This window comes from Rhodococcus opacus B4 (assembly GCF_000010805.1).
Classification (GTDB): Bacteria; Actinomycetota; Actinomycetes; order Mycobacteriales; family Mycobacteriaceae; genus Rhodococcus_F; species Rhodococcus_F opacus_C.
This window is the reverse complement of record NC_012523.1, coordinates 50307-67484: the sequence shown is the minus strand read 5'-3', so window position 1 is coordinate 67484 and position 17178 is coordinate 50307. Positions and strand designations below refer to the sequence as shown.

The window sequence follows — 17178 nt, the reverse complement described above, 5'->3', positions numbered from 1 at the left end:
GCATCGGCGAGCTGTCCTCACCGCCCACACCCATGCGGCCGACGAGCGCGGCTGCCTCGATGCGGCTACGCCGGCCGGTTTGCGTAAGCCGCCTACCCTGCGAGTCAGCGGCAGGGCGGCCGGGGATCGGCAGGGCCAGCGCCGCGCCGGTGGATCACGATCGGGACCGGAAAGCGGTCCGGAGAACGGCATTCGAGGTGTAACAGATCGGCGATCACCTCATCGGTTCGATCCGCAATGCACTCAGGTTGCGGCTGCCGGCCGAGCCCGAGCCCGCAGATGATCAGGACCCGATCGGGGCACTGTCCCTCGATGCCCAACGACCACCCGAAGTACCGGTTCCAGGCGAGAAGGATGCGGCGCCCGCCGTAGTACCGGAACTGCTTCGACACCACGATCACCGCATCGAAGCTGACCTCGTCCCATCGGCGGATCGTCTCGGCGTTCAGTGCTCGCGCGACCGCGAACACATATGCGCTGCAGTCTGGATTGTTTCCGGCGCCGACGCCGCTGCTCATCGCGCACACCTCCGTCGCGGAACACGTACCCCGCGGTGACGTCGAAAGTACCCCTCGGTACTGGTCAACGCCGAATCGATGCGGACCGGGAGGGGAACCTGTTGACCGTGACGACGGCGGCCGTCTTCTGACGGTGTTCCGGGAGGCGGCCGACGGGGGCGTCAAGGTGATGGTCGGGTTTCTGGTCTGCGCTGGAGACTCGTGCGTTAGGAGCCGATCAGCATGTGTCGAAAAATCTCCCTGTGAGGTTTTTCGACACAGTTTCTCGACATGTTTTGTCGACACCACTGACCTGGGCAAATGCGCGGGTCAAAGCCGTGTCGTCTAAGGATCATTGTCGACAGGTCTCTCGGGACGGGGCGCTGATCAGCGAGTTTCAGTCAGGGCCGGCTTTCGGGACGTGCCGGTCAGCGTTCCTCTATCGGTTGTCTGGGTTGCGGAGATCAGGGTAGTTGCTCAGAGCTTGCCCTCGATCCTCGGTTCCGGCCGCGTAGAACCGCGTTATCAATTGATCGAAATGTATCCCGGTGTCGGACAGGACATGGACGAGTTGGTCGCCGAGGAGGTTGTGGTCTCCGGTGCCACGGAGACCAATGAAGATCTCCCACAGCTGGGTTCCCGGTGGGGGCGGTTCCGGTCGATGCTCAGCGTGGAAGAGCGCGGTGCGCTCGGAGGCCAGGACGGGATCGAGGATCTGCCACCGGCCGAGGGGCGTGAGTGTGTCGGTGAGGACTGTGTTCAGTGCTGCGACATACTCGGAAGCACCGGTTTCGTCCGCATAGATTTGTAACACGTTCTCGACAAGGTCCCCCTCATGGAACGGCGCCGGCGGATCCGGCTCGACATCCCAGACGCTGCCAAAGTAGACGGGGCGGCCACCCACCGGGGGATAGTCGGTAACCGTGGATTCGGCCAGGCACAGCATCGGGTGCCCGTAGAGCGCGGCCAAACGCGCTTGAAACGCGAAGATGTCGAGAACTTCGCCAGCGGTGCGCCGATCAATTCCGGCGAGAGTGTCATAGTCAGCGATGGCGAGGACGGTGCCAGAACTGGTGGGATCGCTGCCGTAGTCGAACATGGCGACGTCGCGGAGGACGTCGTTGAACGCGTCGAGGTTTCTGCCGTAGTACGCGGGAAAGGACATCGCGTTCGCGAATGCGGTGTGCATATCCGCGACGGTCGTCCATAGTTCGGCCTCGATGTGATGTACGAGATAGCCGAGATCCGTCAGGCGGGTGCACGCGCTGTCGAGTTGGAACGCGGTGTCATACCGGTACACGTTTCCGTTTTGCAGGAGGCTCCAGTCGAAGCGTTGTCGCTGCTCGTTGAACAGATCTCGGTCGGTCGGATCGAACACACCTCTGTGCGCCATACCCTGAGCCGCGCTGCCGCTCGGGCGTGGGGGCGCAGCGCGCGCCGATTACGTCAGCATGAGGGTAAAGAGCTCAGCGGTCTACCTGTCCGGTCTGCGGCCGGCACTTCAAACGCACTGGTTCAAAATCCACGACGGACAGTGGCTAGCGGCGATCACCGTGTACGTCACCGACGCCGCGGGGATGAACAGCCTCGAACTCGACATGGTCGTTACCGCCGACGCCATCAGCGAACCGCCCTCCGCCTAGCTGCCGAACGCGGGCCCGCCGTCTCGGATGAACCGGTGACGCGACGAAACGCAGTCGTCTAGCAGGCTGGTGATCCGCCTGCCCGGCGGCCTGGCCACCTTCGGTGTCCTCCAAGCGGATGCTCCGCTGCGCTCCGCCCTGGTGAAGAGCGTTCTTGTTGTTCCCTTCTGGCCTTCCGAGTTTCGCCGGCGGTGACCTGCGCGCAACCGCCGACGCAGGGCGGCCTTCGGCTCCGAAAATTCTCTCCTCCGCAAGCTCCCCCGAGATTTTTCGGCTCGACAGTTGCACTCCGGCCCCCTCATACCGGCGCCCCTCTCCCATGCCAGAAGGGCACAAAAAATGATCGGGCCGCCGCAGGTGGTCCGGTTCCGACGAAAGGTTCCCGCTACATGGGCACACCGACAGCACCCGTCGCTCCCGCAGTGGAGACGTCAGAGGTACTCGACTACCGGCACTACGGAACCCTCGAGGAGATCTACCACCGGGAACTGATCCGACTGGCGGCGGTCGGCGTCGCCGATCCCGAGGTGACCTCGACCGGCGGCAACTGCTACGCCCTCACCGGCGACGCCGGTTACGCACCCGACGGCCGATCGATCTACCTCCTCGCCGCCACCAACGGCGATCCCGCTCTGACGACCGGTGGACCCATTACGAGCTGGGCTGTCGGCCTGTACGAGATGCAGGGTGACTCAGTCGCTCTGGCAATGGGCGAGGCCAGCGTCGACGCACTCGGCGACTCTCCCGATGCACTCGGCTGCGCAGCCACCCGCGCCCGCACGGCCCTGCACCAGTACACCGGCGGTGCCCCGGCCGGGAAGGTCGCTCTCATCGGAGACCAGGGCTTGACCTGGATCCCCGCATAACCACCAAGACCGCACACATCCATCACCGAAGGAGAACGAAAACTATGTCGACGAACATCTTTCAGGCTGGCGACCGCGTCATCATCGACCCCGTGGTCGCGAACAAGGACATGAAGGGGCGTGTTTTCGAGGTGGTTCGCCGGTTGAAGGTGAATTACGACGTCAAGCCACTCGACGGTGTCGGCCCCTTGGTGCGGGCGCAACCGGAGGTGCTGTTACCCGCCCCCGCGGAACTGTTGGCCAAGCCGATCGTCGCGGTCGCGCCCTTGTCGACCGGCTCCACGGTCCGGGTGAAGCGCGCCCGCAATATCGATCCGACGACGCTGTTCGTGGTTCTGGCCAACGGCGCCAAGGTGAAGATCGCCGAGTTGGGCGGCGAGGATGGCCGGTACTGGAATGTGCCGCGGAGCGCGCTGGAGAAGGTGACGATCGACCTCGCCGCAGCCACGGCCAGTGCTCAAGTGGTCGAAGTCTGACGCGGGATCAGCCGATAGCGCGGCGCTCGGCAGGCTCATCCTGACCGCCGATCCGCCGAGTTGCGAGCGGACCGGGCAGCAACTATCTGCCCGGTGCGCTCGCCCAGAAGGAAAGAGCGACCACCATGACCGAGCCCGGAAACCAACTTTCTCAGCTCGACCTGTTCATCTCGTGCGCTGTCCCCACCTGCGACTTCCCGGTCGTCGAACCCGGTGACGTGTGCACCGGCTGTCAGGACGAGTTCGGCCACATGCTGCGAGCCCGACCCGCCGCACCGTGCGTATCACCGCAGCTCGATCCCGCACACTCCGCCGGCATCCCGGAGCAGAACAGGACGAGCCGGACCTCCAGCGCCACTGACGAGCTCACGCGGTCTCAGCGGTGCTGGTTGTGCGAGGAACGCCGGACCTGCACGAAGGTGCGTGGCCGTTGGGAGTGCCGAGGGTGCACCCGCGGATAGCTAGCGCGCCCGTCCGGTGCGGGCGATAAGAATCCCGCACCGGACGGAACTAGGAGGATTTCCGAACATCGGGCGTAGTGTCGCCCCGCGACGATCGAGTGCGATCGAATTCTATTCTCGCGCCATTTCCTGAAAAGGTTGGAATTACCTGTTTCCAATTCTTGGGATTCGAGAATTTGAGCCGCTATATTGCATCCACTCTCGACGCGAGATGTATTCCGGGAAGTCCGCTTCTTCCTGGAGTGAAATACGCTACCGCCCGTCGTGCGCTAACCGCGAGTCGATTCGATGAAAGTGCAGCTAAACGCCGTGATCTCGGAGTGTGGTGGCGAACTGGAGGCGGACGAAGAAAGGCTCTAAATTGCTCGAAAAACTGCCCGCTATATGTAGAAATATCTCCAATTTCGACTACAATAAGAATGGTAGAGAAAGCGCAAACGGGGAGGATCTAAAATGTCGGTTCAGGTGTACAGCAAAAGCTCATGCGTGCAATGCACTGCCACTCACCGGGCCCTCGACAAAGAGGGGATCGAGTACTCCGTGATCGATCTGGAGGGCGACCCTCACGCCGTGAACGCTCTGCGGGCGCTCGGCTACAGCCAGGCCCCGGTCGTCATCGCCGGTGACCAGCATTGGGGCGGCTTCCGCCCTGACCGCATCAAAGCCCTCGTAGCTGCCTGAGTCCCTGCAACCGAGAAGGTCGCCATGTCGTACATCTCCGCGCCAACGCTGCGCCGATTGTCCATCGCCGCACTCGGCGGGGTGGCCGGCCTTCTCCTCGTGGTCGGCAGTGCCGAGACCGTGGCACAGCCTGCTCGATACGACCGCAGTTGGGAAACCGCACCTGAGGGCACTTCCTGCCGAATTGGACCCGGAGATCCCGGCCACGTCGTCGTGGCCAGGGTCAAGGGCAAGGTGTGGAACCAATGCCACCAGCTCCTTCCAGGCACCACCCGGCTCTACGAATGACAGCCCGGCTCACCGACCCCGGCCAGCCGAACATGCCACCACGAAAGGACCGCCCAATGACCGCCGCCCTCGCGCTCGTCCCGGATGACACCGCCGTCGACACCGACCAGATTCAGGTCGGCGACATCGACACCAACACCCATACCGATGTCGAGGCCCTCTGCCTGTGCGCTCTCTTGTGGGCACCCAGTGAGGCTGCGGCCCGAGCTGTCGCCGCCCTCGAGGCCGAAGATTTCGAACGACCTATCCACCGCGAACTGTTCACCGTCATCGCCCGACTCGTGCGCGCCGGAAAACCCCACGACACCACGATGGTCGCCGCCGAACTCGAACGCACCGGAAACCTCGCCGGCCACCACGGCTCCGAACGGTCCCGCTACCTGGCAAACATCACCACCCGCGGAGCCGATCACATCGCTGTCGACCACTACACCCGCACCGTTGTCAGCCAGGCGTACCGGCGCAGCTTCCGCGCCGCCGCCCAGTCCCTCGCTCAGGCCGCCGAGCAGCTGCCCGAAGACCAGCTCTTCGAGCACATGATCGCGCTCGGTCGCCAGCAGCGAGCCGCCACCAACCGTCTCAACCACCTCAGAGGAGAAGGCCAGTGACCATCCACGCCAACGGCATACACACAGACGACGAACGTGACGCGTGGAACCTCCACGAAGCTGGGCTCAGCTGGACGCAGGTGGGCCGGGAGATCGGCTGCACCGAATCCGCGGCCCGCGCGTTCGCCTCCGCCTACCAGCAGCGCACCGACGCGGCCGCGAGCGAGAACCAAGGCGCTCTCTTCTGACCGACCCTCAACGCACACTGGCCGTAGCCAGCAGGCCCATGTCCACCGACTACTTCCCAGGACTGCATCGATGACCACCGACATCCACCGAACGCATCAGACCGTCCGTCCCGATGGAGCGCCCGTCGCCCTCAACCATGCGGAAACCGGCATTCTCGAGACTTTCGTTCGCGCGCTTGCACTGCAGACCATCACTGATACCAACGACGGCGGCGAGGAGGACCGGCGGGACACGCGCCGATGAGCGTTGAGTAACCATCGATCCAAGAGACCGGATCTGCGGAAATACGATCGATGTGAGCTGTCGGTACGCCTCGCTACTGTGCCCCGTATGAACTGGTGGGACGTCGAATTCGGCGAGATCAGGATGATGAGCGCCGAGGAAACGGCCGCATTCCTCGCCGAGGTGAAACGCGATAATCGGACGCAACGACGTCAGCAGCGGTTCCCAGATCACCGCCTCCGCCGGGCCAGCTTCATCCAACCGGTCGACGTCGACGGCAACGCCATCACCGAGCGCTTCACCTCCATGGACATCTACGCCCGTGACGGCGGGATATGCCAACTCTGCCTCGAGCCCGTGGACCTCGACGCGCCGCAAGGCCCGGAAGCCCTGTCGATCGACCACATCGACCGGGAAGGCCCCCACACACGGGCGAACTGCCGCCTCACCCACCTGTTCTGCAACAACGATGCGCAGTGGGCCAGCGGTTTCGATCCCGATCTCGCCCGGGCCCGCCTGCACCACAAGGTCATCACCAACGAGAAGGTGGACCCGGCCGACCACTTCCCGCGACGGTCCCCGTTCACCGGCCAGGTCGTCTCCTACGAGGAGCGGCGACAACAAGAATTCGCCGCCGCGGACATGGCGCGGCGCATCGACACTCCCCCACCACCGCGCACCGCGACCGAGCGGCTCATCGCCGCCATCCGATCGCTCTTCCGGCGCGGGTAACAGCGGCGGCACCGCTCGATGATTCGTCTGACCAGCAGATTTTCCGTTCGATGGCCGACGTCGAAGGGACGCGACCTCTCTCTCGCAGCCCTCAACGCCTATCTCGATAGTATCGCCGGTGATACCATTCTGGTATGTCGAAGCAGGCAAAGCTGATCGCGAGGATGAGGGCGAGTCCACAGAGCGTGACGTATACCGAGCTGCTCAACTTCTGCTGCGACATATTCGGGGAACCGCGGCAGCGCGGCACCTCGCACGCGGTGTTCAAGATGCCGTGGGCGGGCGACCCACGAGTGAACATCGAAGAAAGGCAGCGGCGGCAAGGCGAAGCCCTACCAGGTCGGCCAAGTCGTCATCGCATACGACAAGCTCACGAAGGAGGCTGACAATGGCTGACGCATCGCACTACACCTATCGGGTGACCTGGTCGGAAGACGACGGCGAGTTCGTCGGGGCCGTCGCCGAATTCCCGTCGTTGTCCTGGCTGGCGGAAACGCAGGCCGAGGCACTCGACGGTGTCATCGGCGTCGTCCGTGAAGTGCTCGAGGACATGACGCTGACCGGCGAGCAACCACCGGTCCCGATCGCGGACCGTCCCTACAGCGGCAAGTTCATGGTGCGCACTTCCCCGCAGGTGCACCGGACCTTGGCGATCGAAGCCGAGGAACAGGGTGTCTCGCTCAACATGCTGGTCAACCAAAAGATCACGGCTCCGGCGGCGCCTCGGTCGGCGGCCGCCGGAGCCGCCTGAGGGAAGGCCGCAGGCGAAGTTGTAGAACTTTAACAACTTTGCGCTGCAAGCACTTTCGCGAAATCCGTCATAGGCTTCATGTGCTTTGTGTCCAACGAATGGGCGCACGGGAAGGTCACGCTTCGCGTGGCAGCGCATGAGAGGGGCCAGACGGTTGAGCGAACGCAGCGAACACATCATCCAGGGAGGAAACGACGATGGCGGAGTTCGATCCGACGATTCGCGCGGAAGTGGAGCGGATCTGGCGGGAGCATCTGGGCGTGGACCCGGGCGCGACGGAGACACAGTTGACGGCGCAGTTCGACGAGGAGGCAGCGAGGCTCTCGGAGCTGGTGTTGCAGCGAGTCGGGGGCGGCCAGGGGTATCTGGTGCGGAATTGGAAGGCAGAGCATCCGGGGCAGGATCCGGACGTGATGACGACCCATCAGCTTATCGCCCAGGCCGAGCACGACAGCCGGGAGGCAGTGCTGACCGAGGAGCTGTACTCGCAGGTGCCGGAGATCAGCGAGGAGCAGATCGCCCGGGAGCTGAAGATCGAGCAGCGGATCGAGGCGGAGATCGCGGCGAAGCGCCAGGCCCGCGACCCGGATCGGTGGCGGACGTCGATGGTAGAGATCCCGCCGTTGGCGTGGCAGGTGGTCGACCGGGTGTGGCCGAGCGAACCGGACGCGTTCCAGGGGTACGCGGCGGCGCTGATCGCGCAGAAGATGGAGGACAACGAGACGACACCGCTGACGGCAGCGGACCCGCTGGCCGACGAGCTGGCGCAGATGATCGACGAGCAGATCAAGGCATCGAAGGCCGCGGGGAACCGAGTGGTGTAGCCCCGGAGCTCATCGCCTACGCCCGCGCCCAGCGGGACGCCGACGCGCTGCGGCAGAAGGTCCGGACCCTGCGCGAGGCCACCAAACAGGTCCAGGCCCAGGTCGCCGAGGCGACGCTGCTGGGCACCGATCCGGAGCTGATCGAGGACCTGACCACGACCGCGGACCGGATGGCGGCCCGGGTCGAACGGGTTTCGGCCGATGCCCACGAGGCCCGCGACGCGGCCGAGCGTGCCCGGCAGGTGTGCACCGATGCCGGCTACGACGTCGACGGGGTGGATGTCGCCGCGGTCAGCCGGGCGCGGCCGCCGCGCCGGACCTGGCGGGATCGGCCCGCGACCGACCGCCAGCAGTCGTATCTGCGCACCTTGCGGCGTAGGCGTGGGTTGCCGGTGCGGCTGCCCGACGACCTGACGATCGGTCGCGCCGACGAGCAGATCAAGATGCTGCGCGCCCGGTCAGGGAAGGTCGCCGACGCCTCCGATCCGGAGATCGCCCGCATCCTGGCCGAAGCGGAAACGCAACGGGCGCAGGACGAGCACGCCGAGCACACCGGACCGCCGCTGTCGCCGGGGCAGGCACGTGAGCGCTCTGCACTGATCCGCGACCAGCTCGCGGCCCAGAAGGCGGACCGGGAACACCGACCACCGCAAACACCCACTCCGACACCGGAGACGGAGAACCTCGCAGGTCGGCGGCCGCTGCGGGAGCTCGTTGCCGAATTCACCGCCCAGCGCGAACCCACCGCCCCCGCCGAGGACGTCACCGCGTTGCTCGACGAGATCACCGGGCAGGTGATGGCCGACGAGGACCTCAACCTGGCCGCCGGAGCGCAGTCGAACACCTTTGAGCAGTTCACTTCCTGGGCCATGCGCCGCGCCCACGACGAGGTGCAAGCCGGTCTGGTCGAGCAGGTGGTGAGCGAGGACCCGCAGATCGCGGCCGTCGCCCGCGCCGCTCTCGACGACCCGGCGCATTGGCAGGCTGCCGCCGCCCAGTTGCCCGCTCGCATCTGGGCGCAGCACAATCGCGACCGCACGGCCGCCGACGCCGCGGTCACCGCCCTCGAGGCCGACCCGGCCGTTGCCGAGGCCGCGACCGGCCGTGCCGAGCAGTTCACCGCCGCACTGCCGGTGCAGCAGGCGATCGACACCGTCACCGCCGCCGGCCCTGAAACCGAAACTGAGCGGCAGCAACTGGCCGAGGACACCCTGACCCGGGTGCACGCCAACAGCCACCGCACCGACCCAGTGGACTGGCGGCAGATCGGCCGCGACGCCTGGACCGAACACGGTCCCGGTGGCGGAGCCTCCATTCCGGCGGCGGACCCGCGAGTCCGCGCCGCGCTCGACGGCGTTCCGGTCGGTGACCCACGTACTGAGCAGATCTTCTCCGACTGGAACCGCGGCTGGAACGGCGCCCGGACCGAGTGGGCGCGCGAACGCGAGGACGAGGTCCTCGCCGATCTCCAGGCCGAGATGGTCACCCACCCCCGCCTGCAGGTGTTGCGGCGACGACCCGAGGACTACCTCAGCGTCGGCCGCCATCGGCTGCTCAACCACACCGTCAGCGACTGGCTGCTGTCTGTCGACTCCGCCGACCCGCAGTACCAGGCGGCGGCGCACTGGCTGCACGACAACATCGCCACCACCCTCGACACGGTCCACGCGGCAGTCAAGACCTCCCCCGAGCTGGCCGCACCTGCACCGGAGACCGCATCGACCGTCGAGGCTGACGTGGCAGCCGAGATCCCGGCCACCGCGGTGGACGCGCCTAAGGCTGCTGTGGAGGCCGGCGACGAGATCCCGGACCGGGAGAAGATCCACGCCTGGCTCGATGCCCAGCGCGTGCACACCGCACTGATGCTCGACGGCGCCGAGGACGCCGTCGTGGCCGAGGCCGAGCAGGCGGCTGCCGGCGCCCGGGTTCTGATCCCGGACGCCAGCCTGCGCGCTTGGCAGGCGGCCGGGAGCATCGACGACCGCGCCGCCGACGTCGAGAAATGGCGGGACTGGGCCCAGGGCGAGCTACGTCAGGACCCGCTGGTGGTGGCCCTGGCGGCGAGCACCCTGGTGAGCAAACGGACCAGCGTCGTCCTCGAGGCCGCCGCAGCAGATCTCGCCGACCGCCTCACCGGCCGCCCGGACCTCGCAGCGGTGATCGACGACCACGGCGGTCACCAGTGGCTCACCGCCGAGGTCCGGGGCCCGCTCCTGGGCGCACTCGGGGACACCTACCGCGACAAGGCCACCGACTGGCTCGCCCGCGACATCAACACCTTCGTGGCGACGGGCCGTCCCCGCACCCAGGTGCACCGGTTCACCCTGCACACTGGCACCCCCGTGTGGGAGGTCACCACCGACGGCGGTAACAGCCGAGAGTTGTGGGGCGGGCATCACCTGCCGGCGGTGCGCCGCGCCACGGTGGGCGGCCGCGGCACCAGCGCGGGCCCGATCCGGGAAGGCCTTACTGCCGAACAGGCCCGGGGCCGGTTCGCCGAGATCACCGGGCGGGCACTGAGCGAGGACGAGGTGTTCGCCGCGGCCGCGACGTCGCTGCACCCGAGCCTGAACCGGACCGGGTTCTTGACCTCGCAGGGTTGCCGGGAGCTGCGCGGACGCGTCCTCACCGAGTTCGAGCGCGACCACCGCGACCTGGCGGCGGCCTGCCGCGCCCACGGACTCGACACCTCGGAGCTGTTGCGCCTGGACATCGCCCATCAGGCGTTCGACACCCTGCACACCAGCGCCCGTGAGCCCGACGACCTGTTCACCGCGGCGACCGGACCGGCCGATCTCGAGGCGTTGCGGGACTCGGAATACCTTGTCGGCGAACCTGGCCAGGACCGGGCGCAGGTCAACTATCGGTGGCGCACCAAGGACTGGCAGGTCAGCCGCGGTGACGCCGAACCGGTCATCACGGCAACCCTGGCCGAGGCGATCGCCACCGCCCGCACCGGACGGAGCGCCGAGTCGGTTGCGGCGACCGAGGTCACCGCGAGCATCACCGGTGAGCGCGACACCCGAAACCACGTCGTCCGGGACCCCGAGAACGAACCCGCAGCCGAAACTGCGCCGCTCGCCGTCCAGCCGGTCCCGGATCAGCCGGACGCGGCGGCCGCGAACTTCGTCCTCGGCGCCGAGGTATTGGCTCCGTCCGGGGCAAAGGCCCGCGCCCGGGCGAACATCGACGCGATCCGCCTGGTGCACCAGCTCGGCGACGAACACCGGGCAGCGACCCCGGCCGAACAGCGGATCCTCGCCGCCTGGTCCGGGTGGGGTGCGGTCCCGGACATCTTCGACAAGCGCAAACCGGAGTGGGACGAGCTCCGCAGCGACCTCTCCGCCGTGCTGACCCCGCCGGAGATCGACGCCGCCCGCGCCTCCACTCTCAACGCCCATTACACCGATCCGGCGATCGCGGCCGAGATGTGGTCTGCGCTGGGCAGAGCCGGGTTCACGGGCGGGCGGGTCCTCGAACCGGGCTGTGGGGCCGGCAACTTCATCGGTCACGCCCCGAAGGGCACCCGGATGGTGGGGGTGGAGCTGGACCCGATGACCGCCCGGATCGCGCACCACCTGTATCCGGGGCACCAGGTCCGGGGTCACGGATTCGAGAAGTTCTCCCCCGACGAGGGCGCCTTCACTGCGGTGATCGGCAATGTCCCGTTCGGCAACTTCGCGGTCGGCGACCCGCTGCATAACCCGTCCGGGCTGACCATTCACAACTATTTCCTCCGTAAGTCCCTGGCGCTGACCGAAACCGGTGGTTACGTCGCGGTCATCACCAGCGCTTTCACCTCCGACGCCCAGCGGACCAAGGCCCGCGAGGAGATCGCCGAGCTCGGCGACCTGGTTGGCGCACTGCGGTTGCCGACCAAGGCATTCGACCGGCAGGCCGGTACCGATGTGGTCACCGACCTGCTGATCTTCCGGCGCCGCGAGGCCGGCCGCGCACAGGCAGCGGCGACCGAGCAGTGGATCACCACCTCGAAGGCTGAGCTGGCCGACGGTGAGATCCAGGTCAACGACTACTTCCTGGCCCACCCGGAGAACGTGCTCGGTGAACTCGGGGTCGGGTCGGGGATGTACTCGGCGGCCACCTTGAAGGTGACCGCCGACCCGTCCCGCCCGTTGGCCACCCAGGTCCGTGACCGGCTGACCGCGATCGTCGACACCGCGAAGAGGGCGGGATTGGGGCAGGATGCCGAGGAGCCGGCGGCCGACCCGATGCTCGATCGGGCCGGGCTGGTCACTGCGGAAGAAGCCGCGATCACCGAGGTTCCGGGATCGGTGCGGTTCAACGACGAGATCGAGATGTTCGAGCAGCTTTCCCTCGGCGGCCGGTGGATGCCGGTGCCGTCGAAGATCGACAAGGCCCGCACCGCCCAGTGGAAGTCCATGCTCGCCATGGCCGGCACGGTCACCGACCTGGTCGACGCCCAGCGCACCGGCGGCGACGAGGACATCAAGAACCGGCTGCGGGCGCAGCTGAACCGCCAGTACGACGGGTATGCGCGCAAGTACGGGCCGCTGGGCCGGTTCACCTGGGTCACTCCTGGCCCTCCGACGCAGAAGGTCATCGACAAACGCTTCGCCGACCTGGAGAAGAAGTGGCGGGCCAACAACGGCGACGAGACTGGCCCGGTCACCGGGGCACTCCCTGAGGACGTCGCCGCCCGGTTGCTGGCGGAGGCATCCGAGCCGAACCCGCCGTGGAAGAAGATGCGGCACCTCGAGGGTGCCATCCGCTACGACCCGGCGATCCAGCTGGTCCGCAGCATCGAGATTTTCGACGAGGACACCCAGCAGGCGCGGAAGTCGAAGATCTTCACCGAGGACGTCATCACCCCGCCGCAGCGAGCCCAGTCCGCCCAGGACGTCGCCGAAGCGCTGGCAGTCAGCTTGGACGAGACCGGGCAGGTCGACCTGGACCGGATCTCCGGGCTGGTGGGCATCGACATCGACGCCGCCCGGGACCAACTCGCGGGGCTGGTCTTCCCCGACCCGGAAGACCCGACCGAGCTGATCCCGGCCCCGAGGTTCCTGTCCGGAAACGTGCGGGAGAAGTTGGCGGCCACCGAAGCCGCCGCCAGGCAGGACCCGCAGCTCTACGCCGGCGCGGTCGATGCACTGCGGCAGGTGATCCCGGCGGATCTGGATCCGACCAACATCACTGTCCGCCCCGGTGCGAACTGGGTGCCGACCCCGATGTACGCGCAGTTCATCCGGGAAGCGTTCTCGGTGCACCCGGACACCCGCATCGCGGTCGAGTACTCCCCCATCACCGCGTCCTGGGACTTCACGATCGCCGGCGACCAGTACACCGACCCCTACGGGCTGCCGTACGAAACCGCCGGGGACCGGCGCGGCGTCGACGGGTTGTCGTTGCTGGAGAAGATCGCCAACAACCAGCCCATCCGGGTGCTGAAGACCGAGGCCGAACTCGAACACTCCCCCAAGCCGCGGTTCCACGAAGAGCTCACCGAGGAACTCCAACAGCGGGCCGAGATGCTCGAAACGGCGTTCGGGGACTGGCTGTTCAACGACCCGGCCCGCACCGCCGAGCTGACCCGAGTGTTCAACGACCGGTTCAACTCCTTCGTCGACCCCGCCTACAACGGGCAGGGCCGCACCTTCCCCGGACTGCGGATCGCACCCCATCCGCACCAGGCGGCCGTCGCGGTGCGGCAGATCAACGAACCGTCGGTGCTCCTCGACCACACCGTCGGAACCGGCAAGACCTGGTCGATCACGATGTGCGCGATGGAGATGCGCCGCCTCGGGCAGATCAAACAGCCCTGGGTGGTGGTCCCGAACCACCTCATCGACCAGTGGGGCCGCGAGGTCGCCGACGCCTACCCCGGTGCCCGGGTGCTGGTCGGGGACGACTTCAAATCCCGCGCCGACCGGCAACTGTTCATGGCGCAATCGGCGTCCCAGGACTGGGATCTGGTGATCGTCCCCGAGCCGGCCTTCACCAAGATGCAGTGCTCGGTCGACACCCAGGCGGCCTACATCGCCGACGAGATCACCAAGCTCGAGGAGGCCCGGGAATCCGCTACCGGGCAGAACACGATCAAGGAGATCGAGAAGGCCAAGAAGCGGTGGCAGGACAAGCTCGAGAAGAAGGTCAACGCCGACTCCAAGGACGTCGGGTTCTCCTTCGAGCAAACCGGCTGTGACTACCTGTTTCTCGACGAAGCGCACATGTGGAAGAACCTCTCCCGCCAGTCCAACAACGCCGACCTGGCGCTGCGGGAAGGATCGAGCCGGGCCACCGACCTGGACATGAAACTGTCCTACCTGCGGCGTAAGTACCGCCAGCGCGCCGCCGTCGAGGGCCGCAAACCCGTTCCGGAGAAGGTCGTCACCTTCGCCACCGGCACCCCGGTCGCCAACAGCATGTCTGAGCTGTGGGTGATGACGAAGTACCTGCGCCCGGACCTGCTCGAGGCCGGCGGCATGGAGAACATCGACGCCTGGGCGGCGAACTTCGCCGCGATGCGCCAATCGGTGGAAATGAACGTCACCGGCTCCGAACTGCGGTCGGTGTCGAGGATCGGCAAGTTCGTCAACCTGCCCGCCCTGATGGCGATGAACGCCCAGTTCACCGACGTCGTCATCCGCGAGCAGGTCCCCGCGACCCTTCCCGAGATCGCAGGAGGCGGCCGCCAGAACCTGACCTTCGAAATGCCGCAACAGGTCCGAGACTTCATGATCGACCTGGACGAGCGGATGCAGATGTACACCGGCAAGACCGCGCACATCGACAACCCACTCAAGATCGGCAGCGACGGCGCCAACGTCACCCTCGACCCCCGCCTCGGCGGGCTCGACGCACCACCAGCGGGCGAAGGCCGGGTCGACCTGCTGGTGAACAAGCTCTGGGAGGTCGAGCAACGCACCGCCGATACCGTCTACTACGACGAGGCCGGCAACCCGGAACCACGCACCGGCGGTCTGCAGATCGTGTTCCTCGACCGCGGCACCCCCAAGACCGGCCGCGACGACACCGTCTACGACATCATCCGCGCCGACCTGGTCGCCCGCGGCATGTCCCCCGGCGCGGTCCAGTTCATCCAGGACTACCCCAAGCCGAAGGACAAGCGGGAGTTGTTCGCCGCCTGCCGACGCGGCGAGGTGAAAGTGCTCATCGGCTCGTCGGAGACGATGGGCACCGGCATGAACGTGCAGAAACGCGCGACCGCGCTCTACCACGTCGACTGCCCCTGGCGGCCCGCGGACCTCGAACAACGCGAGGGCCGGATCATCCGGCAGGGCAACCAGAACAAGACCGTCGAGATCATCAACATCGTCGGGGAACGCTCCTACGACACCACCAAGTGGCAGACCGTGGAGAAGAAGTCCGCCTACATCGAGCAGCTCCGCCGCGGGGCGATCGACTTCTCCGAGGCCGAAGACATCGGCAGCGACGACATGACCTCGTCGATGGCCGCGACCAAGGCCGCCGCGACCGGCGATCCCCGCTACATCGAGGTCGTCGAACTCGAAACCCGACTCCGCAAACTCAACGCCGAAGCCCGCGCCCACCGCTCCGACCAGGAGCGAATCAAGTGGCAACTGCACGACAACCGCACCCGATTGCCGATCCTGACCAAGGAGATCGCCGAAGGCCGCGAGGTCGCCGACGCCCTCACCGCCTGGGGTGAACTGCCCCGCAAACAGCGGACCCTCACCGTGGGCGGGCGTGCGGTCTCGTTCGCCGAACCGGCGGAGGTACGCAAGGCGGTGCAAACCCGGCTGGCGCACATCGTCCGCGACCTCGAACGTCAACCCGATGGCCAGCATCTGGTGGCCGAGATCGCCGGAGCCGAAATCTCGATGGGCCGGCTCCCGGTCGGCGGGTACGCATTCCGCCTCACCGGTGGCATCGTCCGCACCGTCGACGCCGAGGTCGTCGACCTGGCACTCGGCAGCGCCGACGGCGGATCCGGCATGGTGACCCGGCTGACCAACATGGCCGCCGACCTGCCCGCCGCGATGGACCTGCACGTCAAGGACCGCGACTACATGGTCACCCAGACCGAGCAGCTCGCCGACAAGCTCGGGGTCCCGTTCGCCAAGACCGACGAGATCACCCGCCTCACACACACCTACAACGAAATGCGGGCCGACCTCGCCGCCCGGGAGAACTCCCCCGAGGCGCTCGCCGAGAAGGAGGCGACCAAGGAACGATTGGCGGCCGCCGGCATGTACCGCGGGTGGACCCGCGACCTCAACCCCACCCGCGGGCACGCCGAAGACCAGGGCATGACCGAGGATGAACTGCGGGAAGCCACCCCTGCCCGGATGGTGGCGGCGGCCCGCGAGCATGCCGAACGCAAGGCCGAGCGGGCGGCGAACCCGCAACCACCGCGGTGGCAGCGCACCGACGAGATCGGCTCCGAGCTCACCGCCGGATTCGATCGTGACACCGGCGATCCCGGCGCCGTGGTGAAGTGGACCGGCCGCGACTGGTACTGGTCCGCCCACAACGACAGGGAAACCCTCGACAGCGGCACCTTCCCCAACCGGGACGCCGCGATCTCCGCCGCAGAGAAGGCCATCGGGACGGCCCTCGCGGAAGCCGCAGTTCCACCGGTGGTGGTGTGGGAACGAGACCAAGCTGCGCTGACCGAGGTGCGCGCCAACGGCACCCAGCCTGCGGCCGCCGCCGAAACAGTAGCCGACAAAGAGCTGGCCGAGGTCATTCGCCTGGTCCACTCCGACTACCCCGCCCACGCAACCACGGCCGCCGCAACGAACACCGCCACGATCGAGCGGATCCCACCCGGCCTGCGAGCCGACCGCAGCCGCGATACAGGTCGGGAAAGGTAGACCCGCTTGCGGGCACGACCAGTAGAGGACCTGTTAGTCGTGCCCGCCGGACTCCCTCGATATAGCAGCCGGACGGAAGAACTATGTGACGGAGCTCTCG

14 protein-coding genes are annotated in these 17178 nt (G+C 66.9%); 12 read left to right on the top strand and 2 right to left on the bottom strand.

Going from position 1 to position 17178, the window contains the following annotated elements; all coding sequences use genetic code 11:
* Window positions 1-104: 104 nt before the first annotated feature.
* Complete coding sequence (locus ROP_RS40085) at window positions 105-518, bottom strand: DUF6292 family protein (protein ID WP_012691879.1); 414 nt, start codon at window positions 516-518, stop codon at window positions 105-107.
* Window positions 519-936: 418 nt separating this feature from the next.
* Window positions 937-1875, bottom strand: coding sequence for a barstar family protein (locus ROP_RS40080; protein ID WP_012691878.1), 939 nt, complete (start codon window positions 1873-1875; stop codon window positions 937-939).
* Between the two features lie 73 nt (window positions 1876-1948).
* Between ROP_RS40080 and ROP_RS40075 the strand changes: the two genes are divergently transcribed.
* The 12 genes from ROP_RS40075 (at window position 1949) to ROP_RS40665 (ending at window position 17078) form a co-directional block, all read left to right on the top strand.
* Window positions 1949-2140 (top strand): hypothetical protein, encoded by a 192-nt coding sequence (locus ROP_RS40075; protein ID WP_012691877.1) that lies wholly within the window; start codon window positions 1949-1951, stop codon window positions 2138-2140.
* A 389-nt stretch (window positions 2141-2529) separates the two neighbouring features.
* Window positions 2530-3006 (top strand): hypothetical protein, encoded by a 477-nt coding sequence (locus ROP_RS40070; protein WP_012691876.1) that lies wholly within the window; start codon window positions 2530-2532, stop codon window positions 3004-3006.
* Window positions 3007-3050: 44 nt separating this feature from the next.
* On the top strand, window positions 3051-3482 hold the full coding sequence (locus tag ROP_RS40065) for a hypothetical protein (protein WP_012691875.1): 432 nt from the start codon (window positions 3051-3053) through the stop codon (window positions 3480-3482).
* 914 nt (window positions 3483-4396) lie between these two features.
* Complete coding sequence (nrdH, locus tag ROP_RS40055) at window positions 4397-4624, top strand: glutaredoxin-like protein NrdH (RefSeq protein WP_012691873.1); 228 nt, start codon at window positions 4397-4399, stop codon at window positions 4622-4624.
* A gap of 24 nt (window positions 4625-4648) precedes the next feature.
* Entirely contained in the window at window positions 4649-4912 is a 264-nt protein-coding gene (locus tag ROP_RS40050) for a hypothetical protein (protein WP_012691872.1), read from the top strand.
* 56 nt (window positions 4913-4968) lie between these two features.
* A complete protein-coding gene (locus tag ROP_RS40045; protein WP_012691871.1) occupies window positions 4969-5520 on the top strand; it encodes a DnaB-like helicase N-terminal domain-containing protein in 552 nt (183 codons plus the stop codon).
* Window positions 5517-5708: a hypothetical protein gene (locus ROP_RS40040; protein WP_012691870.1), complete on the top strand. Its 192-nt coding sequence runs from the start codon at window positions 5517-5519 to the stop codon at window positions 5706-5708. Before ROP_RS40045 ends, ROP_RS40040 begins: the two co-directional genes overlap by 4 nt.
* A gap of 70 nt (window positions 5709-5778) precedes the next feature.
* A complete protein-coding gene (locus ROP_RS43360) occupies window positions 5779-5952 on the top strand; it encodes a hypothetical protein (protein WP_012691869.1) in 174 nt (57 codons plus the stop codon).
* Between the two features lie 87 nt (window positions 5953-6039).
* Window positions 6040-6663, top strand: coding sequence for an HNH endonuclease (locus ROP_RS40035; protein ID WP_012691868.1), 624 nt, complete (start codon window positions 6040-6042; stop codon window positions 6661-6663).
* 388 nt (window positions 6664-7051) lie between these two features.
* Window positions 7052-7414: a type II toxin-antitoxin system HicB family antitoxin gene (locus ROP_RS40030; protein WP_012691867.1), complete on the top strand. Its 363-nt coding sequence runs from the start codon at window positions 7052-7054 to the stop codon at window positions 7412-7414.
* Between the two features lie 197 nt (window positions 7415-7611).
* Window positions 7612-8238, top strand: a complete 627-nt coding sequence (locus tag ROP_RS45165) for a hypothetical protein (protein WP_012691866.1) — start codon at window positions 7612-7614, stop codon at window positions 8236-8238.
* A 170-nt stretch (window positions 8239-8408) separates the two neighbouring features.
* Entirely contained in the window at window positions 8409-17078 is an 8670-nt protein-coding gene (locus ROP_RS40665; protein WP_012691865.1) for a helicase-related protein, read from the top strand.
* Window positions 17079-17178: the final 100 nt, after the last annotated feature.

Excerpts from the sequence above, each read along its gene's own strand:
- ROP_RS40085 (WP_012691879.1), bottom strand. The coding sequence starts at position 518 with ATGAGCAGCGGCGTCGGCGCCGGAAACAATCCAGACTGCAGCGCATAT.
- ROP_RS40075 (WP_012691877.1), top strand. The coding sequence starts at position 1,949 with ATGAGGGTAAAGAGCTCAGCGGTCTACCTGTCCGGTCTGCGGCCGGCA.
- ROP_RS40070 (WP_012691876.1), top strand. The coding sequence starts at position 2,530 with ATGGGCACACCGACAGCACCCGTCGCTCCCGCAGTGGAGACGTCAGAG.
- ROP_RS40065 (WP_012691875.1), top strand. The coding sequence starts at position 3,051 with ATGTCGACGAACATCTTTCAGGCTGGCGACCGCGTCATCATCGACCCC.
- nrdH (WP_012691873.1), top strand. The coding sequence starts at position 4,397 with ATGTCGGTTCAGGTGTACAGCAAAAGCTCATGCGTGCAATGCACTGCC.
- ROP_RS40050 (WP_012691872.1), top strand. The coding sequence starts at position 4,649 with ATGTCGTACATCTCCGCGCCAACGCTGCGCCGATTGTCCATCGCCGCA.
- ROP_RS40045 (WP_012691871.1), top strand. The coding sequence starts at position 4,969 with ATGACCGCCGCCCTCGCGCTCGTCCCGGATGACACCGCCGTCGACACC.
- ROP_RS43360 (WP_012691869.1), top strand. The coding sequence starts at position 5,779 with ATGACCACCGACATCCACCGAACGCATCAGACCGTCCGTCCCGATGGA.
- ROP_RS40035 (WP_012691868.1), top strand. The coding sequence starts at position 6,040 with ATGAACTGGTGGGACGTCGAATTCGGCGAGATCAGGATGATGAGCGCC.
- ROP_RS40030 (WP_012691867.1), top strand. The coding sequence starts at position 7,052 with ATGGCTGACGCATCGCACTACACCTATCGGGTGACCTGGTCGGAAGAC.
- ROP_RS45165 (WP_012691866.1), top strand. The coding sequence starts at position 7,612 with ATGGCGGAGTTCGATCCGACGATTCGCGCGGAAGTGGAGCGGATCTGG.
- ROP_RS40665 (WP_012691865.1), top strand. The coding sequence starts at position 8,409 with ATGGCGGCCCGGGTCGAACGGGTTTCGGCCGATGCCCACGAGGCCCGC.